This is a genomic window from Plantibacter sp. VKM Ac-2880, from assembly GCF_015351235.1.
In the GTDB taxonomy this organism is placed as follows: domain Bacteria; phylum Actinomycetota; class Actinomycetes; order Actinomycetales; family Microbacteriaceae; genus Plantibacter.
Genome location: NZ_JADKSJ010000002.1, coordinates 856,588 through 883,092 on the forward strand (window position 1 = coordinate 856,588; position 26,505 = coordinate 883,092).

Consider the following 26,505-nt stretch of genomic DNA (forward strand, 5'->3'; position numbering starts at 1 on the left):
GGCTCACGCTCCGATGGTGACGACGGCTGGCTACCGGCCGATCGTACCGCGGACGATCCCGGCTTCGGCGAGCGCCGCCTGCGCCTGCCGGTGCTTGTGGTCGATGGAGGCACCGATCTCCTGGGCGAGCCGGGGTCGGGTGCGGACGAGTCGGTCGATGGTGGACAGGGGCATCCTGAGGACCAGGGTCGTGCCATCGGCGATCGCGGCGGCCATGGCGACCTCCCGGGTCAGGGCCGTCTGGCCGATGACGTCGCCCGTGCCGAGGCGCTGGAAGGTGATGAGCCCGTCCTTCGTCGGGACGGCGAGTTGCACGCCGCCCTCGATGAGGAAGCGGATGGCGTCCGGGACGGCCCCGGCGGCCTGGACGGTCTCCCCCGGCCCGTACCGCTCGAGCGTGCAACTCTCGGCCAGCTCGTCCAGGTCCTCCTCGCGCGCGTGGAGGGTGGGGGCAAGGGTGACGAGCGCCGCACCCAGTCGCTCCGGGGTCGCGATCGGGTCGGTGCTGTCACCGTCGAGCGCGAAGCCACGACGTCTGGCCGCGTACCAGAGCCAGGATCGGAAGCGGGCGACGGCCTCGCCGGCGGCGGACGGGCCGGACACCGGCAGGGTCACCGAGAATCGCGCTGCACCGAGGTAGGAGGCGGACACCTCGTCGGATCGTTCGAGCATCGGGAGCGCCGATGCGACCTCTCGGAGCAACCGCAGCACGTCGTCGGGTGGGTCGTCGGTGGAGAAGGTCACCTCGACACTCGCCGTGAACGCACCGACGGGCTGGCTGAGGTTCGTGAACGAGGCCCCGGCGAGTGACGAGTTCGGCACGATCTGGATGCCGTTGCCGGTGTCGAGGTGCACCGCGCGCCAGTTCACCTCGACCACCCGCCCGCGGACGCTGCCCGTGTCGAGCCAGTCCCCGAGGCGGAACGGCTGCTCGAACAGCAGCAGGAGCCCGGAGATGACCCCGCCGACGGCGTTCTGCAGGGCGAGGCCGATGACGATCGAGGTGACGCCCAGCGCGGTCACGAGCCCGCCGATGTCGGCTCCCCACACCCAGGAGAACAGGATCGCCAGGCCGATGAGGATGAGGGCGAGTCTGGCCAGGTCGACGAAGATGGACGGGATCCGATCGCGCCAGGACCCCTCCTCGGCGTTCGCGAACAGGGCGACGTTGAACGCCGAGAGGATCAGCAGGATGAGGAGGAAGCCGAGGAGCGTCCCGACGATGCGCACCCAGGTGCTGTCGTCCGCCCTCGCCGTCGCGAACACCAGGAGCGCGAAGACCGCGCCGACGGGGACGACGAAGTTGCGCAGGAGGCGGACCGGTTTCGCCGCGGCGTTCCCGCGACGGCTGAGCGCCCCGAGCACCTCCGTGAGGACGATCAGCAGCACGGGGACACCGACCGCGAGCCCGACGGCCCACGGGAACCACGGCTCCTGCCACACCTCGGTCATGACGACGGCCCCGCGACGACGCGCCAGACGGACTGCGGACCTTCGCGCGTCTCGACCGTGCCGGCGGCCTCGAACGACACGGTGTCCTGCAGCCGGTCCCTGACGCGCTGACTGACGAAGATGCCCGCCGTCCCGGCCACGGACTGCACCCGGTTGGCGAGGCTCACCGCGTCACCCCACATGTCGTAGGCGAGACTCGTCCGACCGACGAGTCCGCTCGTCACCACCCCCGCGTCGACGCCGACCCGCAGGGTCAGGTTCGCCTGGTGCTGCGCGTTGAACCGTTCGACGATAGTGCGCATCTCCAGCGCGAAGTCGAGGGTCCGACGGACGTTGTCGACGCGCGGCACGATCAGTCCGCAACTGGCCAGGTACCCCTCCCGCAGGGTCCGCACCTGCTCGATGCCGAGGCGTTCTGCGGCCTCGTCGAAGCTGCGGACGAGGCCGTTCAGGAGCGAGAGCTCCCGTTCGGAGTCGAGCCCCCTCGTGAGGTCGTCGAACCCGACGAGGTCGGCGAAGATGACCGATACGTCCTGGTGGACCTCAGAGATCGTCTCCTCCCCCTCCTTGTACCGCTTCGCGACCGTCGCGGGCATCAGGGTCAGCAGCAGGCGCTCGTTCTCGGCGCGCTGCTCGTCGATGAGCTCCTGCTTCACCCGGAGGCTCCGACTCATGTCGTTGAAGGCCGCACCCAGGTCGCCGAACTCGTCACGCCTCGTGTTCGGCACCTCGACGCTGTAGTCACCGCCGGCCACGCGCCGGACTGCACCGACGAGCGATCGCACCGGACGGGCGAACACCTGGGCGAGCAGGAGCGAGAGGAGCGACACTGCGACGATGATCGCGAGCACGGAGATGATGAGGTTGCGCGTGAAGTCGGTGACCGGGGCGAAGGCCTCGGCGGTGTCGATCCGGGCGACGAGCACCCACTGGAGCCCATCGATGTCGACCGGCATGAAGGCGGTGAGGTTCTCCTCGCCGAGGTAGCCGCGCCCGATCGTCGTGCCCGTTTCACCGGCGAGTGCCCGCTCGACCGAGACGGTGCGGGTCGGTTGGATCTGGACGGTCCCCGCGACGGCGACCGCCCGTGCTGCCGTCTCGGGCGGTGTCCCGGCGGCGATCGCGGTGCGTTCGTAGGCCTTCGGATCCTCGATGAGCAGGCGTGAGGTCGAGCGCATGAGCTGGTCGGGGCCGGCGAGGTAGGTCTCACCGGTCTGCCCGAGACCGTCCTGTTCCCACTGGCCGGACCCGGTCATGATGTCGTTGATCGCCCCGATCGGGACCTGCAACGCCATCACCCCGTCGATCCGCCCGTCCTCGCCGACCGGGGAGAAGATCCACTGCGTCGGCACGTTGAGCGAGGGCTGGTACCGCTCGAAGTCCGTGATGCCGACGTAGTCGGTCGCGTTCGATCGGAGCGCTGCGGTGAAGCCGTCCTCGAGGACCCCGCCCCGGTAGGGCCCGGTGAGCACGTTCGTGCCGAGGTCCGGTCCCTTGTACGCGCTGTAGACGACGTCGCCCTCGTCGTCGATGAGCAGCGCGTCCTCGTAGCCGAAGCGGTCGATGATCTCGCGGAAGTAGTCGTGGTACCGGGCGTGGACGGCCGACCAGGCGCTGCCGTCACCGGCGTCCTGCACCGAGAGCGCGGTGTCGTAGTCGAGGTCGTCCGGGGTGTAGGCCGACTGCAGGTAGGTCTCGGCCGGGTTCGTCGGGATGAAGGCCGCCGGGTCGGTCTCGTCCCCGGTGCGCTCGGCGAGCTCCGGCGCGAAGGTGTCCTCGTAGAACGACGTCACCGTGGCTTTGCGTGCCGCGTCCTCAGGCTGCTCCTCCAACTCGTGGAAGGCGTCGTGGAAGCCGTTCATCGCGTCGGCCACCGTGCTGCCCCGGGTGTAGACGACGAGCGAGTCGCGCGTCTGGTCGTAGTAGTTCATGATCTCGCGGGCGCGGGACTCCCGGACCTCGGTGAGCCGCTCGAACGACGCCTGCCGGAGCGAGTCGCTGCCGGACAGGTAGCCGACGACCCCGGTGACGACCGACGCGCCGACGCTGACGAGCAGCAGCATGACGAGGAGCTTCGACTGGATGCTGAAGCCCGGGCGGCCGAACCGACCACGACCGAGTCCGCGACTGCGGGCCGCGGAGGACGACGCCGGCGGGTCGGTCGGCGCGGTGGCGTCGGGCGAGGATCCGGATGGTTCGTCCACAGCTGCGGTCATCGACGAGTCCCCTACTCGATCCGGCGGTGCGCGGTCGCGACCCCCTCCTTCGGGGGTCACGATGGCGCTCACTCTAGCCACCCGCGCCACGGGCCCACAATGGCTGGCCCACGGTTGTCCGAGAACCGCACGACGGCGGCGTGGGCGGGCCCGGACGGTTCGGCTCGGCGGGCGCTCGGCGCCCAGGCCGTGCGCCAGGTGACGCCGGGTCAGGCCGTGACGGCCTGCTGCGCGTAGAGGGTCGCGTACACGCCACCGGCGGCGAGGAGCTCCTGGTGTGTACCTCGCTCGACGATGCGCCCGCGGTCGAGGACGAAGATGACGTCGGCGTGCACGATCGTGGACAGGCGGTGGGCGATGGAGACGGTCGTGCGTCCGCGGGTCGCGTCGTCGAGGGCGAGCTGCACCACCCGCTCGGAGATCGTGTCGAGCGCGCTCGTCGCCTCGTCGAGGATGAGCACCTCGGGATCCTTCAGCAGGACGCGCGCGATGGCGATGCGCTGTTTCTCGCCGCCCGACAGGCGGTAGCCGCGTTCGCCGACGAGCGTGTCGTAGCCGTCCTCGAAGCGCATGATCGCCTCGTGGATGTTCGCCGCCCGGCAAGCCGCCTCGAGCTCCTCGGCGGTCGCGTCTGGCTTCGCGTAGCGGAGGTTCTCCGCGATCGTCGCGTGGAAGAGGTAGGTCTCCTGGCTGACGATCCCGATGCGTGAGACGAGCGAGGCCTGGGTGACGTCGCGGACGTCGGCTCCCGCGACGGTGACCCGGCCGCCGGAGACCTCCTGGAAGCGCGGGATCAGGTAGGAGATCGTGGTCTTCCCGGCGCCCGATGGCCCGACGAACGCTGCGAACTGTCCGGGTTCGATCGTGAACGAGACGCCGTCGAGCGTCGGGGTGGAGTCGTCCTGGGCGTCCGCGTACCGGAAGGTGACGTCGTCGAAGCGGATCTCCGGGGCGGTGTCCGGGAGCAGCGTTGCCCCTGGGCGGTCGGCGATCGACGGTTTGAGGTCGAGGTACTCGAAGATGCGGGCGAACAGGGCGCCGGAGGTCTGCAGGTCGAGGGCGACGCGCATGACGCCCATGAGCGGGAACAGGAGACGCGCCTGGATCGTCGTGAACGCGACGATGGAGCCCGCGGTGACGTCGGTCACGCCCCCGGTGATGAGGTAGCCGGCGACGAGGTAGACGATCGCCGGGATCGACGACAGGAAGATGTTGACCATCGCGAAGAACCACTGGCCGCTCATCGCCTGGCTCACCTGGAGGCGGATCTGGGTGCGGTTCTCGGCGCTGTAGCGCTCGACCTCCGTGTCCTGACGGTTGAAGCTCTTCGCGAGCAGGACCCCCGAGACGCTCAACGCCTCCTGGGTGATCGCGGTCATCTCCGACAGGGACTCCTGCGTCTTCGTCGCGATCCGTGCGCGCACCTGGCCGACCCGGCGCTGCGCGACCACGAGGATCGGCATGAGGATGAGCGCGACGATCGTGAGCTGCCAGTTGAGGATGAGCATGGCGACGAGGGCGGAGATGACGGTGACGGTGTTGCCGAGCACGCTCGACACCGTGTTGGTGAGCACGTTCGCGACGCCGCCGACGTCGTTCTGCAGGCGCGACTGGATGATGCCCGTCTTCGTGCGGGTGAAGAAGCTCAGTTCCATCGCCTGGAGTTGCGAGAACAGCTTGATGCGCAGGGCGCCCATGACGCTGTTGCCGACGGTGGCGGTGAGGTAGGTCTGCCAGACGCCGAGGAGGGCCGCGATGATGAACAGGGCGACCATGACGCCCACGATCTCCGCGAGGGCGACGAGGTTCGGGGAGCCGCCGTCGGTGGGGAACAGGCCGACGTCGAACGCCTGCTTGACGAGGAGCGGTGGCAGCACCGCGAGGGCTGCACCGAGGACGACGAGCACCATCGTGAGGATGATCTTCGCGCGGAACGGTACGAACAGGGCGACGATGCGCTTGCCGAGGTCGGGGATCCTCGGGGCCTCGGCGTTGAGCGCCTTCTGCGCCTCCGTGTCGCCGCCGCTCACGCGGCTGCCGGCGCGGGGCCCACCGCCGCCGGGGGCACCACCGCGTGGTCCGCCCCGTCCCCCGTGCATGCTCATCCCGCCACCTTATCCCCGCCCACCGACCTCCCCGCCCTCGGTCCCCGCCCCTGTTCTCTGACCCGTTCTTTTCCCTAACTCAGGACCTCTCCGGCGCGGCGTCCCATCGTGCACCGCCGACCCGCGCGACACGCCGCCGGCTTCCTGAGTTGGGCAAGCCAGGCACCACCCTCCTCCACAGCCGGTGTGTGCGCGAAACCGTGCGCAGCGGACGTGATCGGGCATGAGGCGACCAGCCCCGGCGCACACGATCGGGGGATGACGATCGCGACGACCTTCCTCGAGCCCGCTTATGGAATCGCCACCGTCCATCAGCTCAGGCGGCTCGGGCACACCAAGGAGACGCTTCGGATCGCAGTCGAGACAGGGATGTTGATCCGCGTGCGGCGCGGCTGGTACGCGGCGCCGGACGCACCGAGTGACCTGGTGAGGGCTGTGCGAGTCGGGGGCCGACTGAGCTGCGTCTCGGCAGCACGTTGGTATGGCTGGGCCGTGCCGTCGACGTCTCGACTCCATGTCGCGCTGCCGCCGAACGCAGCCCGCCTCCGGTCGGCCGATGAGCGGTGGAAACGTCCGCCGGCCGAGGCCCGCGAAGACGCCGTGCTGCACTGGGACGACTGGCCCCCAGCCCCTCCCCGCGGCACCCTCCTCCCGATGCTTGTCGAATCACGGTGCCAGGTGATCGGCCACCTCGTCGACTGCCAGCACCCCGAGGTCGTCGGGGCGGCCATGGACTCGTTCACCCACCTCGAACCCGCCCTGTCCGCAGCACTCCCCTCCTGGATCGACGCACTTCCGTCGCCACGAGCTGAGCGGACACCACGTGTGGAACCGGGTTGCCACAGTTTCATCGAGAGCATCGCTCGGATCCGCCTCGAGTCCGCTGGCATCGTCGGGCGTCACCAGGTCGCCATCCCGGCTGTCGGCCGGGTCGATCAGGTGATCGACGGATGGCTCGTCCTCGAGTGGGATGGTCGTGAGTTCCACGACAATCGCGACGCTCACGAAGAGGACCGCTGGCGGGACGCCCAGTTGGTCGTGCAGGGGTATCGGGTGTTGAGGTTCACCTATCGCATGGTCATGAACGACTGGTACGTCGTCCTGGGTGCCATCCGATCGGCGCTGGATGCTGGTCCTGCCGGCTCACCTCCTCAAGCCGCACTTCGCCGCTCCTGATCGATACAGCAGCTGCCCGACCTCGGTCTCGACGTTCCCTAACTCAGGAACGGCGCGGCGCGTCGGGTCCGCCGCGCACTTGTTCAGCGAGACTCGCCGAGACGCTCCTGAGTTAGGGAGGAGGAAACAGATCCGGAAGGCGACGGCCCGCAGACGCACGGATGCCCCGGGAGCGTGAGTTCCCGGGGCACCGGCGCACCGACGACGCTGTCGATCGGAGGATCGAACCGCGGCGTCGGGTCAGCCCTTCGTCGAACCGGCCAGCAGCCCGCGGACGAAGTAGCGCTGCAGGGCGAAGAACACCACGAGCGGCACGAGGATCGAGATGAACGCACCGGCCGTGAGGAGGTGCCACTCGTTGCCGCGGGTACCCGTGATCTCGGCGAGCAGCTTCGTGATCGGCGCGACCTCACCGTCCGCGAAGATGAGAGCGACCAGGAGGTCGTTCCACACCCACAGGAACTGGAAGATCGCGAACGACGCGATGGCCGGCATCGTCAGCGGCAGCACGATCCGGAAGAAGATCTGGCCGTGACCGGCACCGTCCACCCTGGCCGCCTCGATGACCTCACCGGGGATCTCCGCGACGAAGTTGTGCAGCAGGAAGATCGCCAGCGGCAGCGCGAACATGGTGTGCGCGATCCACACCTGCGCGAACGTGCCGCTCGCATCCAGTCCTTCACCGACCTGCAGGCCGAAGACGTTCAGCCCACGGGAGAACGTCGACAGCAGCGGGACGAGGGCCATCTGGATCGGCACGACCTGCAGGGCGAACACCATGATGAACAGGAAGTTCTTGCCACGGAAGTCGATCCACGCGAACGCGTACGCCGCGAGGCTCGCGATCACGAGCGGGAGGAGCGTCGCCGGAATGGCGATGGCGATCGAGTTGACCCACGACCCCGCCAGGTTCAGCGTCGAGTTGCCGGCCTGGAGCACCTGCACGTAGTTGTCGATGGTCACCTGGAAGTCGGCGAAGATCGTCCACCAACCGGTGGTCTTCACCTGCTGCTCGGGCCGGAACGAGGAGACGAAGAGTCCGAACGTCGGGATGGTCCAGAGCACCGCGATGACGACCGCGGCAATGGTCGCACCACGGCTCGTGAGGCGCTTCTTCGTCCGTCGGCTCGCGGCTTCGATACCGCGTTCACCCTGCTCGAGCTGCTTCTTGGTGGATTCGTCGATCGGTAGTTCGATCGGCTGCACAGCACTCATCGGATCTCCCTCTGCTTCTTGATCTGCCGTGCGTTGTAGATGACGATCGGCAGCACGAGGATGAACAGGATCACGGCGAACGCCGCACTCCGGCCGTTCTCGAAGTTCTTGAACTGGGTGTACATCTCATTCGCGATGACCGAGGTGCCGTTGTTGCCGGCGGTCATGGTGCGGACGATGTCGAAGACCTTCAGCGACGCGATCGAGATCGTCGTCACGACGACGACCAGCGAGGAGCGGATACCGGGGACGATGACGTTGGTGAAGCGCTGCCAACCGTTGGTGCCGTCGAGCTCGGCGGCTTCGATCTGCTCGGTCGGGACGCCCTTGATCGCGGCGGACAGGACGACCATCGCGAATCCGGTCTGCACCCAGATGAGCACGACGATGAGGAACAGCGTGTTCCACGGCTCGTTCTGCAACCACTGCACCGGGGTCCCGCCGAACCACACGACGATCTGGTTGAGCAGACCGATCTGGGTGGCGTCGGCCTCACGGTAGGCGTAGATGAAGCGCCAGATGATGGACGCTCCGACGAAGGAGATCGCCATCGGCATGAAGACGAGGATCTTGAAGTACTTCTCGCCACGGGACTTGTCGATGAACACCGCGTACGCGAGACCGAACGCCGTCGACAGCGCGGGGACGAGGAGCACCCAGATGATCGTGTTGACGACGGTCCGGATGGCGCTCGGCTGCGTGAACAGCCAGATGAAGTTGTTCAGTCCGACGAAGTTCTTGCCCGAGGCCGACATGAAGGCGGCGATGGTGGTGTTGATCGTCGGGAGGATGAGGCCGATGAGGAGCAGCAGGAACGCCGGTGCGAGGAAGCCGACGAGCTGCACGAGGTAGCCGACGCCCTTCTTCGACCGGTAGTCGAGCAGGAAGAGCACCCCGCCGAGGACGGCGGCGACGGCCGCGGCCCAGAGGAAGGAACCGAAGAACAGGACGACGACGACGGGCACCAGGACGCAGAACGCCAGGCGGATGACCGTGTAGAGCGTGCCCTTGCGCGGAGCGATGTCCACGAAGAAGAGGAGGAGGGCGACCACCGCGGCGAAGGCGATGACGACGATCGGGATCTGGGCGAGCGGTGGGAGTCCGCCCAACCAGTTGAGGAAACCTGACATAGCTAGCCTTTCGAGTACGGCGTTGGACCCTGAGTGAACCCTAGGGGGATCCACTGCCGAGGCGGAAGCGTCGGAGGGTGTTCACCCTCCGACGCTTCCGCTCATGAGCAGCAGTTCCGGTTGTCGATTACTCGGCGGACGGCCAGCCGGCTTCGATGTCCTTGAGCACCTGGTCGGTCTCGTCGCCGTTGATCCAGTTCACGAGGCCCTTCCAGAAGGTTCCGGCGCCGACGGCACCGGGCATCAGGTCGGAGGCGTCGAAGCGGAACGTGGTCTTCTCGTCCTGCAGGATCTCGATCGCCTGGCTGAGGATCGGCGTGGAGGCGTTGGCCGGGTCGAGGCCGTTGTTGGCGGAGATGACGCCGCCCAGCTTCACGCGGCTGTTCGCCCACTCGGCGCTCGACAGGTACTCCTGGACCTTGACGGTGCTCTCGTCGTCGCTGAACGCGCCGACGATCTCGCCACCACCGGTGACGGCGGTCTCGCCCTCTTCGATGCCGGGGGTCACGAAGGCCCACACGTCACCGTCGGGAGCGACGGTCGCGCCGGCGTCCTCGAGGAAGCCGGAGAAGAACGATGCCTGGTGGTGCAGCGCGCAAGCGCCGGACGCGAGTGCCGGGGCGACATCGCCGAACTCCGTGGAGTTGATCGAGGTCACGTCACCGAAGCTGGCGTTGACGTATTCCGGGTTCTTGAGGATCTCGCCGGCCGAGTCGAAGGCTTCCTTGATCTTCGGGTCGGTGAACTTGACCTTGTTGGCCACCCAGTCGTCGTAGACGTCCGGGCCCTGCTGACGCAGGACGAGGTCTTCGATCCAGTCCGTGCCGGGCCAGCCCGACGCGTCGCCGGAGCCGAAGCCGGCGCACCAGGGGGCCGCGCCGGTCTTCTCCTGGATGGTCTTCGTCACGGCGAGCAGCTCGTCCCAGGTCTTCGGGACTTCGACGCCCCACTCGGCGAACTTCGACGGCTGGTACCAGATCAGGCCCTTGACGCTCGCCATGAGCGGAGCACCGTACAGGGTGTCGTTGACGGTGCCGTAGCGAGCCCAGTCCTTGGACCAGTACTTCTCGACGTTGGCGGTGACGCCCTCGGGCGCGGGCTTCAGGTAGTCGCGCTTGGCGAGGTCGGCCAGGAGGCCGGGCTGCGGGAAGATCGCGAGGTCGGGCGGGTTGCCGCCCTGCGCGCGGATACCGATCTGCGACTCGAACTCCTTGGAGGACTCGTACTTGATCGTGATGCCGCTCTCCTTCTCGAAGTCGGCCCAGCTCTGCTCGAGCAGCTCCGCCTCGGTGTCGGCGATCGTGCCGTAGATGGTGACGGTCTTGTCGTCGTCGCCACCGCCACTGCTGCCGGATCCGCCTGAACAGGCGGTGAGCGCGACGCCCGCGACGGCCAGGACGGCCAGCGGCAGGGCCGTCCGGCGGGTCCGAATGAAACTCATCTGTGTCCTCCTCATTGAGTGCTGCAGGTTCGAACGGCTCCAGGGTCGAGCCGTTCCGATGATGCACTGGTGCGGAATCGGTCCGGATGCGGAACCGTTTCCATGCGTCAAAGTACTTCACCCCGGACCAGGATGCAAGCACGAGAACATAACGAAATAGACAGTGAGAGCGCTCCCACCGAAATCATGCGGATTTGCGGAGGAATCGTGGCCGAGCCGTTATGGATCCGTTCCATGATCGTGTTCCAGGTCTGTTCCAGATTCGCTATGGTGGTGCTACCCAACGGAGGGAGTCGGCATGAGTGGTGCCATCAGTGATGTCGCGGCCCTCGCCGGCGTTTCGAAAGCGACGGCCTCGCGAGCGCTCACCGGACGCGGATACGTGTCGACCGAGACGCGCGAACGCGTCGTCCAGGCTGCGGCCACGATCGGTTACGTCGCGTCACCGATCGCCGCGAGCCTGTCCACGGGACGCACCCTGGCGATCGGTGTCCTCACCTCGTTCCTCAACCGCTGGTACTTCGGCGAGGTGCTCGAGGGAGCCGAGAGCGCGTTGCGCGCCAGGGGGTACGACCTGACCCTGCACCATCTGCCGCCGGACGCCGCTGAACGCGACCGCATCTTCGACTCGTACCTCACGAACAAGCGCTTCGACGGCATGATCTCGATCGGCATCGAGGCCTCGCAGGACGAGATCGCCCGCCTGCTCGCGAACCCGAGGCCGCTGGTCTCGATCGGCGGGAACATCCGGGGCGCGCACTCGATCAACATCGACGACCAGGCGATCGGGCGGGAGGCGACGGAGCACCTCATCACGCTCGGACACACCCGCATCGCGCACATCACCGGCCACGACGCCGAGCTGCAGACGGACACCGTCCACGGCCGGCGCCTCGCGGGATATCTCGCGGCGATGGAAGAGGCAGGCCTCGCGTCCACCGTGCACGTCCTGCCGGCGGTCCACTCGCTTCCCGGCGGGTACGAGGCCGCGGCCCAGCTGCTCCGGGACGCCCGGATCCGCCCGACGGCGGTCTTCGCGTCGACCGACGAGGTGGCGATCGGCATCATCATCGCCGCCAGACGCCTCGGGATCACCGTTCCGGCGGAGCTCTCGGTGATCGGCATCGACGGGCACTCCTACGCGGAGATGTTCGCGCTGACGACCTTCGAGCAGGAACCCAGGGCGCAGGGTCGTCGCGCCGTCGAGATCCTGCTCCAAGACCTCGAGGAGGGCCGCCGCACCCAGGAGCCCGGCGGCGAGGTGGGTGGCGACGCGGTCACCGAGGTGCAGTGGCCGACGCGGCTCATGATCAGGCAGACCACGACGCGGCCCGAAGGGGCGGAGTGACGCTCCGACGTCCCCCCGGGGCGGCCGGAGCGGTCAGCTCGCGTCGGCTGCGGTGATCGCGATGGCCTCGTCGATGTCGCTCTCCACGGGCCCGTCGACCCGGACGAGGTGCTTGCGGCCGATGACGACGATGAGCAGCGCGATCACGATCGACCCGGCGGCCACGTAGTAGGGCGCGGCAGGCGAGACGAGCTTCGCGATCTCCGCGGCGGCCGGTGGGGCGATCGCTCCCCCGAGGAACCGCACGGACGAGTAGGCGGAGGACGCGACGTTGCTCGGCAGGTCCGTCGCCTCCATCACAGCCTCGGTGAGGACGGTGTTCATCACGCCGAGCAGGAGGCCGCCGACGACGATGCAGACGATGAGGCCGGCCGTCGACTCGACGAGGAGCCCGCCGACCACGAGGTCGAGCGCGAGCAGGGGCAGCACCAGCTTGATGACCGAGGTCCGGCGCATCCGCGCGGTGAGCAGCGGCGCCACGAAGACACTCGTGATCGCCAGCGCGACGCCCCACCCGAAGAACGTGAACCCGAGTCCCATCGCGTCGAGCCCGAGCGGGAACGGCGAGTACGCCAGGAGGGTGAAGAAGCCGATGTTGTAGAAGAGCGCCGCCGAGGCGAGGATGCCGAGCGACGGGATCGCCAGGGCCCGGAACGGCGCCGACAGCTTCAGTGGCGTCGGCTTCGGCCCCTCCGTCTTCAGCAAGACCACGATCGCGATGAAGCCGACGGCCATGAGGGTCGCGGTCCCGAAGAACGGCCACTTCCAGCCGATCCCACCGAGGAGGCCGCCGAGGAGCGGGCCGATGGCGATGCCGAGCCCGAGCGCCGCCTCGTAGAGGATGATCGCGTTCGCACGACCACCGCTGGCCGCACCGACGATGGTCGCCAGCGCGGTCGAGATGAACAGGGCGTTGCCGAGTCCCCAGCCGGCACGGAACCCGATGACGGCGCCGACGGAGTCCGACAGCCCGGCGAGCAGGGCGAACACCACGACGAGCGCGAGGCCGATCAGCAGGGTGCGCTTGGCACCGATCCGGCTCGAGAGCCAGCTCGTGAAGAGCATCGCGACGCCCGTGACCAGCAGATAGCTCGTGAAGAGCATCTCGGCCTGCGTCGGGGTGGCCTGCAGGTCTTCGGCGATGGCGGGCAGGATCGGGTCGACGAGGCCGATGCCCATGAACGCGATGACGCTGGCGAAGGCGACGGCCCAGACGGCCTTCGGCTGGTGGAGGATCCCGGCGAGTCCGCCGCCGTGACCGTGGCCGCCGGCCGGGTTCGACGTGGCGGTCGAGGGGACGGGGTGTGCAGCGGTGTCCCGGCTCATGCGGTCAGCTCCGAGGCGACCTCGACGGCCACGCGTTCCTGGATGATCTCGACCGTTCGCGCGATGGCGGCGAGGTCGTCGTCGCCCAGGTCCGTGAAGGCCGGCTCCAGGGCGTCGGTGAGTTCGTCGCGCCAGGCGAGCAGAGCCGCGGTCCCCTTGGGGGCGATGGCGATGAGCCAGGCACGGTGGTCGTCGACGTCGGCGATGCGCTTGATCCAGTCGCGCTCGTCGAGGCTCTGGACGAGCTTCGTCATGGTGGGCTGTGAGACCCGGCTCTGTCGGGCCAGTTCGCCGACCCGGACCGGCCCGACCGTGGTCAGCACGGAGAGCGTGCGCCAGACGGCTGGTGATTCGGAGGATCCGGTGGCCTGGGCGGCAAGGCGGGTGAGCCGGTGCGATGCCGTGATGAGGTCGCCGAGGATCGTGTGCAGGGGGGAATGCGTGGTGTTCTCGGTCATGATGAGACCAGTATACATAGCCAAGCTATACACCGCCCCCTCTGCCACTTCCCCAACTCAGGAGGTCGGCGGCGTGTCGCCCGGCAGCACGGGGCGCCCGAGGCGACACGCCGCGGTGTTCCTGAGTTAGGGAAGGGGGTAGTCCGAGGGTCAGCGCATCCAGGTGGTGAAGGACACGGTGACCCGGGGATCCGGAGGGTGGGCGCCGACGGCCCGCTCCGGTCGGTCGGGCATGGATGCGAGCCGGGCTCGGATCCGGGTGGTGATGGCACGCCAGCGTGCACGGGTGTTCATGGTGATGGGTTCTCCCGATTCGGGCACCGCATCGAACACCACACTCACGGGGAGTGGAACGACGACGCGGATGCCTGCGTGAACCGTCGACGAACGTCGTCGACGGGTGCAGAGCATCCGCGCGTGGGCGCGGAGAGCGGCACGACGAATCGCGGCCCTCCGGTTAACGGACGGAGGGCATCGCTCCCGAACGGATCGGGGGCGATGCCCTCCGATCACGGATGTCTCTGCTGAGTGCGTGCAGCACTCGTCAGGAAGATCCGCGATCGTCAGCGGCGACCGACCGGAGTCGGGCGCCAGCCCAGTGGTTGTCCCCCGTAGGGGACCGACTACTTGAGCGTGACGGTGGCGCCGGCAGCCTCGAGGGCTTCCTTCGCCTTGTCAGCGGCTTCCTTGTTGGCGCCTTCGAGGACGGCAGCCGGAGCGCCGTCGACGAGAGCCTTGGCCTCGCCGAGGCCGAGCGAGGTGAGCTCGCGGACCGTCTTGATGACCTGGATCTTCTTGTCGCCAGCAGCCTCGAGGATGACGTCGAAGTCGGTCTTCTCTTCGACCTCTTCAACAGCAGCGCCTGCAGCAGCCGGGCCGGCAACGGCGACGGGAGCAGCAGCGGTGACCTCGAAGGTCTCCTCGAACAGCTTGACGAACTCGCTGAGCTCGATGAGCGTGAGCTCCTTGAAGGCGTTGATCAGTTCTTCGTTTGACAGCTTTGCCATGATTGTTCTCCTTGTTTCATGCCCTGCAACCACTTCACGCGGTGTACAGGTACGGGGTTGATTGTTCGCGGAACCGAATTACTCGGCCGCGGACTCCTGCTTCTCGCGCAGCGCCTCGACCGTGCGAACGGCCTTCGAGAGCGGTGCGTTGAAGAGGTAGGCAGCTCCGAACAGCGAGGCCTTGACGGCGCCGGCAAGCTTGGCCAGCAGCACTTCACGGGACTCGAGGTCGGCGAGCTTGCCGACTTCTTCAGCGGTCAGCGGGTTACCGTCGAAGTAACCGCCCTTGACCACGAGGAGAGGGTTTGCCTTGGCGAAGTCACGAAGAGCCTTCGCGACGGTGACCGGGTCACCGTGCACGAATGCGATCGCGGACGGACCGGCGAGCTCGTCGTCGAACGACGAGATGCCGGCGTTGTTCGCCGCGATCTTGGTCAGCGTGTTCTTCACCACGGCGTAGGTTGCGTCCGCACTGATGCTCTTGCGCAGGGTCTTGAGCTGAGCAACAGTGAGGCCGCGGTACTCGGTCAGCAGAACGGCGGTCGAGCTCTGGAACTTCTCCGTGAGTTCGGCAACCGAGGCTTCCTTGTTCGCCATGGCCACTCCTTTTCGAATCTTGTATGCGTGCAGCGGAGGCCGCACGCATCAACCGCCGGGCCGGCGAAGGGTTCGGACATGAAAAAAGCTCCGGCGCAAGCGCACGGAGCTGGGGAGAGGCGAGCCTCGATCAGATCTTCATACACCTGCGCTGGACGTCTCGTCATGAGAACCTTCGACTGTCTCGTTTGCACGCGACAGTGACCGGCGGTCTTTGGTTTCCACCACCGTAGCACACGCCGGAGCACGGCGGAGACGCTCGGAGCACGCCGGACCACCCCCACCGCGCGATGTCCCTGGTGGCAGACATCATGGAGGCATGCTCCAGACACTCGCCATCTCCGGGTACCGGTCCATCCGCGACTCGGTCCTGCCCCTGCACGGTCTCGACGTGGTGACCGGATCGAACGGCTCGGGCAAGTCCAACCTCTACCGCGCGCTCCGGCTCCTGGCGAGTGCTGGCGAGGGCGACGTGGTCGGCTCCCTCGCTCGCGACGGCGGGCTCTCCTCGACGCTCTGGGCGGGGCCCGAGCACGTGCAGCACGCCGCGGTCGACGGCGGGACCCCGATCCGCGGGACGCGACGCTCGGGCCCGGTCAGCCTGCTCCTCGGCTTCGCGACGGACACCCTCGGCTACCTCGTCGACCTCGGGATCCCGCAGCCCTCCTGCACGTTGTTCGGTCGCGACCCCGAGATCAAACGGGAGCAGATCTTCGCCGGCACGTTCGCCAAGCCGAGCAGCCTGCTCGTCGACCGACAGGGGCCGGCGGTCCGCGTCCGTGACGGGTCCTGGCGGCCGGTGGGGCGGGCGCTGGGAGTGTCGGAGAGCATCCTCACGGAGTTCTCCGACGCCGACGCGACGCCCGAGGTCCTGCGCATCCGGAGCCAGGTACGCGGCTGGCGCTTCTACGACCAGTTCCGGACCGACCGCGACGCCCCTGCCCGGGTCCCGCAGGTCGGCACCCGCACCCCGGTGCTCGGGCACGACGGATCTGACCTCGCGGCCGCCGTGCAGACGATCATCGAGTCCGGTGGTGTCGACCGACTCGACGCCGCCGTCGACGAGGCCTTCCCCGGCAGTCGACTCCGGGTGCGCGCTGACGACGCGGTGTTCCGCCTGGAGTTCGAGCAGCCCGGCATGCTCCGACCCCTGTCGGCCGGCGAGCTGTCCGACGGCACGCTGCGCTACCTGCTGCTCGTCGCGGCACTGCTCACCCCGCGCCCGCCGGAGCTCATGGTGCTGAACGAGCCGGAGACCAGCCTGCACGGCGAGCTCCTGCCGCACCTCGCCAGGCTCATCACCGCGGCGAGCGCCGACACCCAGCTCATCGTCGTGTCCCACGCCCGCCCGCTCATCGACGCCATGCTCGAGGCCGGCGACGTGCACGAGCACCGCCTGGTGAAGCAGCTCGGCGAGACCCTGGTGGCGGACCAGGGCTTGCTGTCGACGCCGCCGTGGGCCTGGCCGTCCCGGTGACGCCGTCGCGCCCGCCGATCGGCGGCTAGGAGCGGTCGGCCTGCTTGCCGAGGAAGCGGTCCGAGCCGTAGCTGAGGATGAAGAAGCCGATCAGCTGGAAGAGGATGAGCCCGAAGACGCGGAACACGGTGCTCTTGTCGAACTGCTTGCCGATGTGCCACCCGACGACCCAGCCGAAGACGATGTTCACGAGCGGGATGAAGTAGAGGATCGTGGCCGCGCCGGTGAAGCCGGCGAGCTTCACGACGACGTACCAGTTGTAGATCGGGATGAGCGCCGTCCAGCCCGAACGGCCGGACTTCTCGAACATGCCCCACACGGACGCGACGAAGAGCAGGTAGCCGATGAGGCCGCCGAACACATTGGCGGGGGCGTTCATGAACTCGATCGCGGCGCGGCCGTTGTCGTCCGCGGCGAGCAGAATGGTGTCGATCACGGTGGTGGCGCTCCTCGTCCTCGTCGCGGTCGGTCGACCGCCTCACTCGACGAATGTAGCGTGCTGGTCACATCCCGGCCCAGCGGGCGCGCCTCAGACCCTCAGACCGCCCGGGCAGCGCGGGCGGCGTGCACGAACGACCGGACGAGCTCGGGGGACTTCACCCCGCGCGACGACTCGACGCCGCTCGAGACGTCGACCCCCCATGGGCGGAGTTCCGCGACGAGGCCGGCGACGTTCTCCGGGGTCAGGCCGCCGGCGAGGATCCAGGTGCGGGTGGGCGGGTTCGCGGTGAGGGCGACCGTGTCGAAGGTCTTGCCGGCGCCAGGGTCGGGTGCGTCGAGGAGCAGCAGCTCTTCGGCGTAGGCGGCGCGCTCGGCGGCGTTCTCAGAGGCGTAGCGCACAGCCGAGGTCGCCCGGAGGGTCCGCCACCCCATCGCCTGCAGCTCGTGGAACGCCTCGGGCGGTTCGTCTCCGTGGAGCTGGACCGCCTGCACCCCGGCCTCGCCGGCGATGCGCGAGACCTCCTCGACCGACTGCCGCCGGAACACCCCGACGGTGAGCACGTGCTCGGGGACGTCGGCCACGAGCGCGGCGACGAGCTCCGGCTCGATAGTGCGGGGCGAGCCGGGCGCGAAGACGAACCCGATCGCGTCGGCCCCCGCTTCGACCGCCGCCGCGACGCTCGACGGTTCCGACAGTCCGCACACCTTCACCCACATGGGCACCACGCTACCCGGCCGCACGCGCATCACTCCCCCGTCTGGACAGGCCCAGCCGGAGCCGCAGCAGCCGGCAGCTCGACCCGGAACACCGTCCGCCCGGGGACGCTCTCGACCGAGACCGAACCGTGGTGTGCAGTCACGACGGCGTGCACGATCGCCAGCCCGAGGCCGGTGCTCCCGGTGGCCCGCGACCGCGAGTCGTCGCCGCGGACGAAGCGTTCGAAGAGGTTGGGTTGGAGCGCCTGGTCGATCCCCGGTCCGTCGTCCGTGACGGTCAGGACCGCGAGCTCGCCACCGGGGCCGCTCTCGACCGCGAGACCCGTCCGCACGGTCGTCCCGGGTGGGGTGTGCGTCCGCGCGTTCGCCAGCAGGTTGACGATCACCTGCTGCAGGCGCGACGCGTCCCCCGTGACGAGCACGGGCTCCTCCGGGAAGTCGAGTTCGAAGACGTGCCCTGGGCCGGCGACGTGGGCGTCACCGACCGTGTGGATGACGAGTTCGGTGAGGTCGACGGGGCGCTTGGCGAGCTCCCGCCCCTCGTCCAGACGGGCCAGCAGCAGCAGGTCCTCGACGATCGTCGTCATGCGCCCGGCCTCGGAGCGGATGCGGCCGAGCGAGTGCGTCACCTCCTCGGGGAGCGTGTCGGACCTCCGGGCGGCCAGCTCCGAATAGCCGGCGATGGACGCGAGCGGCGTCCGCAACTCGTGGCTCGCGTCCGAGACGAACCGACGGACCTTGTTCTCGCTCGCCTGCCGTGCGTTCAGTGCGGAGGAGACGTGACCGAGCATGCGGTTGATCGCCGAACCCACGCGGCCGACCTCGGTCCGCGGGTCGGTGTCGGAGTCCGGCACCCGGACCGCCAGCGCGACCTCGCCACGGTCGAGCGGGAGTTCCGCCACCACGGCGGCCGTGGCGACGACGCGGTCGAGCGGGCGGAGCGAGTATCGGACGATCGCGAACGCGGCCAGGCCGGCGAGGAGGAGGACCACGACGCTCATGATCGCGATGAGGGTCACGAGCTGCATGACCGTCGACGTGACCTCGGAGAGCGGCAGCCCGATGACCCTCGTCGCGCCGCTCGCGTCGGTCACGGCGACGACCCGGTATTCGCCGAGGTAGGCACCGAGGTCGATGGTGGACGGGCGGCCGCCGGCGGAGACCGTCAGGATCATCGCGTCCTGGCTCTCGGTGCACGGGACGGTACTGCCGTCGGCGTTGAGGTAGCCGGCGTTCACGATCGTGCCGTCGACGACGATCGCCCCGAGCGCCCCAGGCCCCAGCCCGGGGGCTCCGATGAAGGCCGGAGGTTCGCGGGTTCCGCCGCCCCCGCCGCCATACCCGCCGGGCAGCTCCGAGTCCGGCACCGCGTCCGGGGTGGACAGCTGACCGTTCCGGCCGTAGTCGACGATCCGCTCGGCGGCCTTCGTGAGCTGGTTGTCGACGCCCTCGGTGAGGAGGCCGCTCACCGCCACGGCGCTCGCGACGCCGACGACGACGCTGCCGAGCGCGAGCAGCCCGACGACGACGACCATCAGGCGTCGACGCAGGGTCCAGGGCGCGCGCTTCGGGTGGACGGAGCCGGCGGTCGTCGCTGCCGGGTCGGCGGCTGGGGCGCCCGTGGTCACGAACCGACCGTCGGGATCTTCAACATGTAGCCGGCACCGCGCACGGTGTGGATCATGGGCTCGCGCCCGGCGTCGATCTTCTTCCTGAGGTAGGAGATGTAGATCTCGACGACGCTCGCCCGCCCGCCGAAGTCGTAGCTCCACACCCGGTCGAGGATCTGCGCCTTGCTGAGGACCCGGCGCGGGTTGCGCATGAGGAACCGCAGCAGCTCGAACTCGGTCGCCGTGAGCTCGATGGACTCGCCGTCCCTCGTCACCTCGTGGCTGTCCTCGTTCAGCACGAGGTCGCCGACGATGATGTCCGGGCCGGACTCGTCCGCGGCGAGGAGGGTCGATCGGCGGATGAGGCCACGGAGTCTGGCGACGACCTCCTCGAGGCTGAAGGGCTTCGTGACGTAGTCGTCTCCCCCGGCAGTGAGGCCGGCGATGCGGTCGTCGAGCGAGTCCTTGGCGGTGAGGAACAGCACGGGCACGTCGCTTCCCGAGGTGCGCAGGCGGTTCAGCACCTGCAGCCCGTCGAGGTCGGGCAGCATGATGTCGAGCACGACGGCGTCCGGCCGGAAGTCGCGGGCGATCGTCAGCGCCTCGCGGCCGTCGGCCGCGGTCCGGATCTCCCAGCCCTCGTACCGGAGGGCCATCTGCAGGAGGTCCGTGAGCGTCGCCTCGTCGTCGACGACGAGCACTCGCACGGCGGTGCCGTCGGCCCGCTTGAGTGCGCTTCGCGCCGCACCGGACGCCTGGGTCTGCATGTTCACGCGTTCAGTATTCGCCCCGAGCCTATGAGCTGTCCATGAACCGGCCAGACGGATGCTGAGCCCGGTCCGAGCCGACGAAGCGCCGCCGGGGGCCTGGGCCGATTCATAGCGTCGCCGAGGCGCAGGCCAAGTAGGCCTCCGTAGCGTCCGGTCCGAGTCATCCGCGACGTGCGGATCGTCGGCGCCGCGCAACCGGGATGCCGACACGTGGACCAGGAGCAGAAGGAAACGCAGACATGTTCGGAACGTATCTCCGGCGGGAACTCGTCGGTCGTCGCAAACAGACCGTCATCATCGCCATCGGGATGGCGCTCGCCATCGCCCTCGTGATCATCGTCAACTCCGTCGCCGCCGGTGTGAAGACGGCACAGGCGTCCGTGTTGGAATCCGTCTACGGTGTCGGCACGGACATCACGGTCAGTCAGGCCGCCGAGGCACCGACGGAGGGCGGAGGCCCCGGCCAGACCTTCGACTTCGGCTCGGGCGACGGGTCGACGAGCGACGGGACGACGACCGTCGACCAGTCGCGGCTCGCGGCGGCTCGCGGCACGGCGACCTTCGACGCGACGGCGCTCGGCACGATCACCGACGTCGCGAACGTCGAGGCCGCCGCAGGCACGTTGTCGCTCACGAACACGACCTTCACGGGCGAGCTGCCCGATTTCTCCCAGGCGCAGGGCTCCGACGGGACGGCAGGCGTCCCCGGTGACGCGAGCGCTGCGACCCCGCCGCAGGGCGGCCCGGACGGCGCGGGCGGGAGCTCGTTCGGTGTCGACTCCTTCACGGTCCTCGGTCTCGACCCCGCTGGCGACGCCGTGGGTCCGCTCTCGGCCGTCACCCTCAGCGACGGTCGCTCGCTCGCAGCCGACGACGCGGGAACGGACGTCGCCGTCCTCGACGCGTCCTATGCCACCGAGGCGGGGATCGCCACCGGCGACACGATCGACATCGCGGGCACGACGTTCACCGTGGTCGGCACCGTGACCGCCTCCGGAGCCGACGCCACGTCCGCATCGAACGTCTACATCCCGCTCGACGTCGCGCAGTCGCTTGCCGGGCTCGACGGCCAGGTCAGCGACGTGTTCGTGCAAGCCGCCTCGTCGACCGACATCACCCAGGTGCAGACGGACATCGAGACGGCGCTGCCCGACGCGACCGTGAGCACCCAGGAGGACCTCGCGTCCACCGTGTCCGGCTCGCTCGCCTCGGCATCGACGCTCGTCGGCAGCCTCGGCACCTGGCTGTCGCTCATCGTGCTCGCCGCCGCGTTCCTCATCGCGATCCTGTTCACGATCTCGGGCGTCACCCGCCGGACCCGCGAGTTCGGCACGCTCAAGGCGATCGGTTGGAGCAACCGGCGCATCGTCGGCCAGGTCGCCGGCGAGTCCGTCGTCCAGTCGCTCATCGGCGGCGCGGTCGGCGTAGCGGTCGGCCTCCTCGGCATCCTCGTCGTGAACCTCGTCGCACCGACGCTCAGCGCCGCGGCGACGACCTCGGCCGGCGGCGGACTCGGTGGACCGGGCGGTGCCGGTGGCATGTCGGCGGACGCGGCGGCGGGAGCGGGAGCGGCCGGTGGGTTCGGTGGCGCTCCGGGCGCCGCGGCCGCGACGACCACGGACATCGTCCTCCAGGCTCCCGTGACCGCCTGGATCATCGTCATCGCCGTCGGCATCGCCATCCTCGGCGGGCTGCTCGCCGGTGCCGTCGGTGGGTGGCGCGCCGCTCGACTCCGTCCGGCCGAGGCGCTCCGCTCCGTCGCCTAGGCGACGCACCAGACGCCGCCGGGTGGTCGCCCCTCTCGACCACCCGGCGGTCCACCCGCACTCCATCCAGCAGAACGAAGGACCCCATGTACACGATCACCGGCCTCACCAAGCAGTACCGCCAGGCGAAGCGCTCCGTCACGGCGCTCGACGGCGTCGACCTCGAGATCCCCGACGGCCAGCTCGTCGCCATCCAGGGCCCGACCGGCGGCGGCAAGTCGACGCTGCTCCAGATGCTCGGCGCACTGGACCGACCGACGACCGGTGGCGTCTCCCTCGCCGGCGACGACCTCTCGACACTCAGCGAGACGAAGCTCGGCAGGATCCGTGCCACAGAGATCGGTTTCGTGTTCCAGGGCTTCAACCTCATCCCGACGCTGACGGCACAGGAGAACGTCGAGATGGCGCTGGTGCCGATCGGCACGCCGCGGGCCGAACGCGAGACGAGGGCTCGTGCGGCGCTCGCATCCGTCGGACTCGCCGAGCGAGGGTCGCACCTCCCCACAGAGCTGTCGGGTGGGCAGCAGCAGCGGGTCGCGATCGCCCGTGCGCTCGTCAAGGAACCCCGGGTGCTGCTCGCCGACGAGCCGACCGGCAACCTCGACGAAGAGACCCGCGACGAGATCATGGACCTCTTGGAAGGCCTGTGGCGCGACCGCGGACTCACCGTCGTCATCGTCACGCACGACACGGCCGTCGCGAGACGCGCCGAGCGGCGCCTGCACATCGGTGACGGGAAGCTCAAGGACATCACCGCCGGTCGCTGACCCTTCGGCAGGCTCAGGCCCCCGGCCCCTGAGCCTGCCGAAGGGCGACAGGAATACCTCGCCGACGCGATTGGTTGACACTGATCAACTACTTGTCATATAGTTGACGCATATCAACTACCTGACGCCATCACGATCGCGGAGCCCATGTCTACCAACACCACTGCAACCGCCACGCCCGGACGGGCGGACAACGGCATGACACATCGCCAGGTGCTCGAGGCCCTCTCCGGCCTCCTCCTCGGCATGTTCGTGTCGATCCTCGCCGGGACCGTCGTCTCCACCTCGCTCCCCCGGATCATCTCCGACCTCAACGGCGACCAGACCGCGTTCACCTGGGTCGTCACCGCGACCCTGCTCGCGACGACCGTCTCCACCCCGATCTGGGGCAAGTTCGCCGACCTCTTCAACCGCAAGCTGCTCATCCAGCTGGCCCTCGCGATCTTCGTCCTCGGCTCGGCCCTCGCCGGCTTCTCGCAGGACACGGGCACGCTCATCGGCTTCCGCGTGCTCCAGGGCCTCGGCGCCGGTGGCCTCACCGCGCTCAGCCAGATCATCATGGCCGACATCATCAGCCCGCGTGAACGCGGCCGCTACATGGGCCTCTTCGGTGCGGTCATGGCCGTCGGCACCGTCGGCGGCCCGCTCTTCGGCGGACTCCTCACCGACTCCCTCGGCTGGCGCTGGAACTTCTTCGTCGGCGTCCCCTTCGCGATCGCGGCGATCTTCCTCCTGCAGCGCACGCTGCACCTCCCGAAGCGGAACGTCGGCAAGGTCAAGATCGACTACCTCGGTGCCGCGCTCATCGCGGGCGGCGTCTCGCTGCTGCTCATCTGGGTGACCCTCGCCGGCACGCAGTTCGAGTGGGCGAGCTTCACCACGCTCGTCATGGTGGGTGTCTCCGTCCTCCTGCTCGCCGCGGCGGTCATCGTCGAGATCAAGGTCGACGAGCCGATCATCCCCATGTCGCTGTTCAAGAACCGCACCTTCACCCTCGCGGTCATCGCGAGCATCTCGGTCGGTGTCGCGATGTTCGGAACCTCCGTCTTCCTCAGCCAGTACATGCAGCTGGCCCGCGGTGCCACACCGACCGAGTCCGGTCTCCTGACCCTCCCGATGATCGGCGGTCTGCTGATCGCCTCAATCGTCGTCGGGCAGTTCATCTCGCGCTTCGGCCACTGGAAGCCGTACCTCATCGTCGGGTCCGTCCTGCTCACCGTCGGGCTGTTCCTCATGAGTACGATCCACTACGACACGAACTACGTCCTCGTCTCCGTCTACATGTTCGTGCTCGGCGCGGGCGTCGGTATGGTCATGCAGAACCTCGTACTCGTGGTCCAGAACGACGTGCTCCCGCAGCAGCTCGGCACCGCGAGCGCCGGTGTCGCGTTCTTCCGGAGCCTCGGTGGCACGATCGGCGTCTCGGTGATGGGTTCGGTCCTCGCCACGAAGGTCACCGACATGCTCGCTGAGCGACAGAACGAGCTGCAGGCGGCCATCGTCGCCCTCGGCGCTCCCGGCGCCAAGATCGCCGAGACGCTGTCGAGCGGCACGATCCCCAAGGTGAGCACGCTGCCGGAGTCGGTGCGGACGATCATCGAGTCGGTCTACGGTGATGCGGTCGCCGACATCTTCCTCGTCGCCGCGCCGCTCGCGATCCTGACGATCCTCGCCGTGATCTTCCTGCCGAACAAGAAGCTCGGTTCGAAGAACGCCGTGCAGCGTGTGGCCGAGCAGGGTGGCGGAGAACCCGCCCTCGCCGGCGCCGCCACCGGTTCCGTCTCGACCGCGACCGCGTCGACGTCGACCCAGTCGTTCGCCACCGGTGCGCTCGACGTGGCCGAGGCCATGATCGGCGGCGAGGCCGACACTCGGCTGGAGCGCGGACGCGACGAGGACGCCGACTCGCGTGCCGACGCAGGCACCGAGACGCACACGCCCCGCCACGGTCGCTAGTCCGTACAATGCGAACGATGTCCATCGATCACGACGCCCAGGCCGGGCCGGCCGCTGCCGACGACGCAGCGGCCGGCACCGCGCACGACCTCGCGATCGGAGCGGTGGAGGAGCAGTTCGCGCTGCTCATCAACCGCATCCGGAACGGCATCCGCGATCGGGCCGAACGGATCTCCCCCGGGCTCCAGCCGGCGGGCTACAAGCTGCTCAGCATGGTGTCGCGCTCGGGAGCAGTGCGCGCTGGCGCCCTGGCCGAGATGCTGGCGATCGACAAGAGCGCCGTCAGCCGACTCATCCACCAACTCGAGGCCCTCGGTCTCGTGACGAAGACGCCGGACCCCGAGGACGGTCGTGCCAGCCTCGTAGTCGCGACGCCGGAGGGTGAGCGACGCATGGAGTCGACGAAGGCGAGCGACCAGGCGATGCTCTACCAGCAGCTCTCGTCCTGGGACGAGGCGGAGGTCCGTCGCCTGGCCGAACTGCTCGCCAAGCTCAACGACACCCTCTGACCGGGAGCACGGTTCGCAATTCAGGACGCCCGCGGCGCGTCGGCGGCTCAGGAGCGAGCTGGCGGGCGACTGGCCGGGGCCGTCCTGAATTGTGAACCGTCAGGGGGCGGAAGGGGCGTCGCGCCAGCTGTGCTTCGGGTCGTAGCCCAGGACCTCGCGGGCGTGGTCGATCGACAGGAGCGTCCCGTTGCCCGAGATGTCTCCGTTCACCGGGACCCCGGGGAAGACCTCGGCGACGAGCTCGGTGTTGTCGCGCGACATGACCGTGTCGGCCGCCGCGATGATGAAGCGGTCGAAGCCGGTGGCCTGGTGTTCGAGCGCGAGGCGCACGGCCTCGGCGCCGTCCCGGCCGTCGATGTAGCCCCAGAGGTTCCACTTGCGGAGCGTCGCGTCGGCGTCGAACGAGGGGAACGCCGCGTAGTCGACCTCGTCCATCACGTTGGAGAAGCGGAGGGCGATGATCTTCAGCTCCGGGTGCCAGCGGGTCAGCTCGATCGCCAGCTGCTCCTCGAGGTGCTTCGAGAGCGAGTACGTCGACTCGGGTCGGGCCGCGTAGGCCTCGTCGACGGGGATGTACGGCGGCGGGGTGTCGAACGGGAGACCGAGCACCGTCTCGCTCGACGCCGTGACGATGTTCGTGATGCCGGCCTTGATGGCGGCGTTGAACACGTTGTAGGTGCCGATGATGTTGTTCTGGAAGGTCGCCGTGTTCGTCGAGAGCCCGGGCGCGGGGATCGCGCTCAGGTGGACGACCGCGTCGAAGCCGTCCGGCGCCTGTTCGTCGACACCGGTGAGGGCGTCGAACACCTGGCCCGCGTCGCGCAGGTCGATGCGGACGAAGCCGTCGCCTCGCTCCCCCGCCTGGTCGAAGTTGATCACCAGGTGACCGTGCTCCCGAAGATGGCCGACCACTGTTCGCCCGAGCTTGCCCGAGCCTCCCGTCACTGCGATTCTCATGCGCCCATCCTGGTGCATCGGCCCGGAAAGGGGCGACGGGTTGACCGATCACCCAGGAACCGGC

23 protein-coding genes are annotated in these 26,505 nt (G+C 68.7%); 7 read left to right on the top strand and 16 right to left on the bottom strand.

Features of this window, described 5'->3' with window-relative positions:
• Positions 1–30: 30 nt before the first annotated feature.
• From ITJ57_RS16020 to ITJ57_RS16030, 3 genes are all read right to left on the bottom strand, one after another.
• A complete protein-coding gene (locus ITJ57_RS16020; protein ID WP_194671030.1) occupies positions 31–1,452 on the bottom strand; it encodes a mechanosensitive ion channel domain-containing protein in 1,422 nt (473 codons plus the stop codon).
• On the bottom strand, positions 1,449–3,668 hold the full coding sequence (locus tag ITJ57_RS16025) for an adenylate/guanylate cyclase domain-containing protein (protein WP_194671031.1): 2,220 nt from the start codon (positions 3,666–3,668) through the stop codon (positions 1,449–1,451). The genes ITJ57_RS16020 and ITJ57_RS16025 overlap by 4 nt, the downstream gene beginning before the upstream one ends.
• 209 nt (positions 3,669–3,877) lie before the next feature.
• Complete coding sequence (locus ITJ57_RS16030) at positions 3,878–5,767, bottom strand: ABC transporter ATP-binding protein (protein WP_194671504.1); 1,890 nt, start codon at positions 5,765–5,767, stop codon at positions 3,878–3,880.
• Between the two features lie 660 nt (positions 5,768–6,427).
• Here ITJ57_RS16030 and ITJ57_RS16035 point away from each other — a divergent pair.
• On the top strand, positions 6,428–6,949 hold the full coding sequence (locus ITJ57_RS16035; protein WP_194671032.1) for an endonuclease domain-containing protein: 522 nt from the start codon (positions 6,428–6,430) through the stop codon (positions 6,947–6,949).
• Between the two features lie 240 nt (positions 6,950–7,189).
• Here the strand turns inward: ITJ57_RS16035 and ITJ57_RS16040 are convergent, their stop codons facing one another.
• The 3 genes from ITJ57_RS16040 to ITJ57_RS16050 form a co-directional block, all read right to left on the bottom strand.
• A complete protein-coding gene (locus ITJ57_RS16040; protein ID WP_194671033.1) occupies positions 7,190–8,164 on the bottom strand; it encodes a carbohydrate ABC transporter permease in 975 nt (324 codons plus the stop codon).
• Entirely contained in the window at positions 8,161–9,294 is a 1,134-nt protein-coding gene (locus ITJ57_RS16045; RefSeq protein ID WP_194671034.1) for a carbohydrate ABC transporter permease, read from the bottom strand. The genes ITJ57_RS16040 and ITJ57_RS16045 overlap by 4 nt, the downstream gene beginning before the upstream one ends.
• A 127-nt stretch (positions 9,295–9,421) precedes the next feature.
• A complete protein-coding gene (locus tag ITJ57_RS16050; RefSeq protein ID WP_056014135.1) occupies positions 9,422–10,735 on the bottom strand; it encodes an ABC transporter substrate-binding protein in 1,314 nt (437 codons plus the stop codon).
• Positions 10,736–11,033: 298 nt separating this feature from the next.
• Between ITJ57_RS16050 and ITJ57_RS16055 the strand changes: the two genes are divergently transcribed.
• On the top strand, positions 11,034–12,083 hold the full coding sequence (locus ITJ57_RS16055; RefSeq protein WP_194671035.1) for a LacI family DNA-binding transcriptional regulator: 1,050 nt from the start codon (positions 11,034–11,036) through the stop codon (positions 12,081–12,083).
• A gap of 33 nt (positions 12,084–12,116) precedes the next feature.
• Here the strand turns inward: ITJ57_RS16055 and ITJ57_RS16060 are convergent, their stop codons facing one another.
• From ITJ57_RS16060 to rplJ, 5 genes are all read right to left on the bottom strand, one after another.
• Positions 12,117–13,409, bottom strand: coding sequence for an MFS transporter (locus ITJ57_RS16060; protein ID WP_194671036.1), 1,293 nt, complete (start codon positions 13,407–13,409; stop codon positions 12,117–12,119).
• Positions 13,406–13,867, bottom strand: coding sequence for a MarR family winged helix-turn-helix transcriptional regulator (locus ITJ57_RS16065; protein WP_056014129.1), 462 nt, complete (start codon positions 13,865–13,867; stop codon positions 13,406–13,408). The genes ITJ57_RS16060 and ITJ57_RS16065 overlap by 4 nt, the downstream gene beginning before the upstream one ends.
• Before the next feature lie 150 nt (positions 13,868–14,017).
• Entirely contained in the window at positions 14,018–14,161 is a 144-nt protein-coding gene (locus ITJ57_RS16070; protein ID WP_194671037.1) for a hypothetical protein, read from the bottom strand.
• Positions 14,162–14,490: 329 nt separating this feature from the next.
• Entirely contained in the window at positions 14,491–14,874 is a 384-nt protein-coding gene (gene rplL, locus ITJ57_RS16075) for a 50S ribosomal protein L7/L12 (protein WP_056014124.1), read from the bottom strand.
• A gap of 78 nt (positions 14,875–14,952) precedes the next feature.
• On the bottom strand, positions 14,953–15,471 hold the full coding sequence (gene rplJ / locus ITJ57_RS16080; protein ID WP_056014121.1) for a 50S ribosomal protein L10: 519 nt from the start codon (positions 15,469–15,471) through the stop codon (positions 14,953–14,955).
• Between the two features lie 319 nt (positions 15,472–15,790).
• On the opposite strand from rplJ, the gene ITJ57_RS16085 reads away from it, so the two are divergent.
• Positions 15,791–16,948 (top strand): AAA family ATPase, encoded by a 1,158-nt coding sequence (locus tag ITJ57_RS16085; protein ID WP_194671038.1) that lies wholly within the window; start codon positions 15,791–15,793, stop codon positions 16,946–16,948.
• Positions 16,949–16,973: 25 nt separating this feature from the next.
• Here ITJ57_RS16085 and ITJ57_RS16090 read toward each other — a convergent pair whose 3' ends face one another.
• From ITJ57_RS16090 to ITJ57_RS16105, 4 genes are all read right to left on the bottom strand, one after another.
• Positions 16,974–17,384: a DUF5684 domain-containing protein gene (locus ITJ57_RS16090; protein ID WP_194671039.1), complete on the bottom strand. Its 411-nt coding sequence runs from the start codon at positions 17,382–17,384 to the stop codon at positions 16,974–16,976.
• 101 nt (positions 17,385–17,485) lie between these two features.
• A complete protein-coding gene (locus ITJ57_RS16095; protein ID WP_194671040.1) occupies positions 17,486–18,106 on the bottom strand; it encodes a phosphoribosylanthranilate isomerase in 621 nt (206 codons plus the stop codon).
• Positions 18,107–18,135: 29 nt separating this feature from the next.
• Complete coding sequence (locus ITJ57_RS16100) at positions 18,136–19,734, bottom strand: sensor histidine kinase (protein WP_370582459.1); 1,599 nt, start codon at positions 19,732–19,734, stop codon at positions 18,136–18,138.
• Positions 19,731–20,483: a response regulator transcription factor gene (locus tag ITJ57_RS16105; protein WP_056777068.1), complete on the bottom strand. Its 753-nt coding sequence runs from the start codon at positions 20,481–20,483 to the stop codon at positions 19,731–19,733. The genes ITJ57_RS16100 and ITJ57_RS16105 overlap by 4 nt, the downstream gene beginning before the upstream one ends.
• 242 nt (positions 20,484–20,725) lie before the next feature.
• Here ITJ57_RS16105 and ITJ57_RS16110 point away from each other — a divergent pair, with 242 nt between their 5' ends.
• From ITJ57_RS16110 to ITJ57_RS16125, 4 genes are all read left to right on the top strand, one after another.
• Complete coding sequence (locus tag ITJ57_RS16110; protein ID WP_194671041.1) at positions 20,726–22,252, top strand: ABC transporter permease; 1,527 nt, start codon at positions 20,726–20,728, stop codon at positions 22,250–22,252.
• Positions 22,253–22,338: 86 nt separating this feature from the next.
• Entirely contained in the window at positions 22,339–23,019 is a 681-nt protein-coding gene (locus ITJ57_RS16115; protein WP_194671042.1) for an ABC transporter ATP-binding protein, read from the top strand.
• A gap of 147 nt (positions 23,020–23,166) precedes the next feature.
• Positions 23,167–24,975, top strand: coding sequence for an MDR family MFS transporter (locus ITJ57_RS16120; RefSeq protein WP_370582461.1), 1,809 nt, complete (start codon positions 23,167–23,169; stop codon positions 24,973–24,975).
• Between the two features lie 17 nt (positions 24,976–24,992).
• The gene (locus ITJ57_RS16125) at positions 24,993–25,484 is read left to right on the top strand and encodes a MarR family winged helix-turn-helix transcriptional regulator (RefSeq protein WP_194671043.1); all 492 of its coding nucleotides are present in this window, start codon (positions 24,993–24,995) and stop codon (positions 25,482–25,484) included.
• Positions 25,485–25,583: 99 nt separating this feature from the next.
• Here ITJ57_RS16125 and ITJ57_RS16130 read toward each other — a convergent pair whose 3' ends face one another.
• Positions 25,584–26,441: an NAD(P)-dependent oxidoreductase gene (locus ITJ57_RS16130; RefSeq protein ID WP_194671044.1), complete on the bottom strand. Its 858-nt coding sequence runs from the start codon at positions 26,439–26,441 to the stop codon at positions 25,584–25,586.
• Positions 26,442–26,505: the final 64 nt, after the last annotated feature.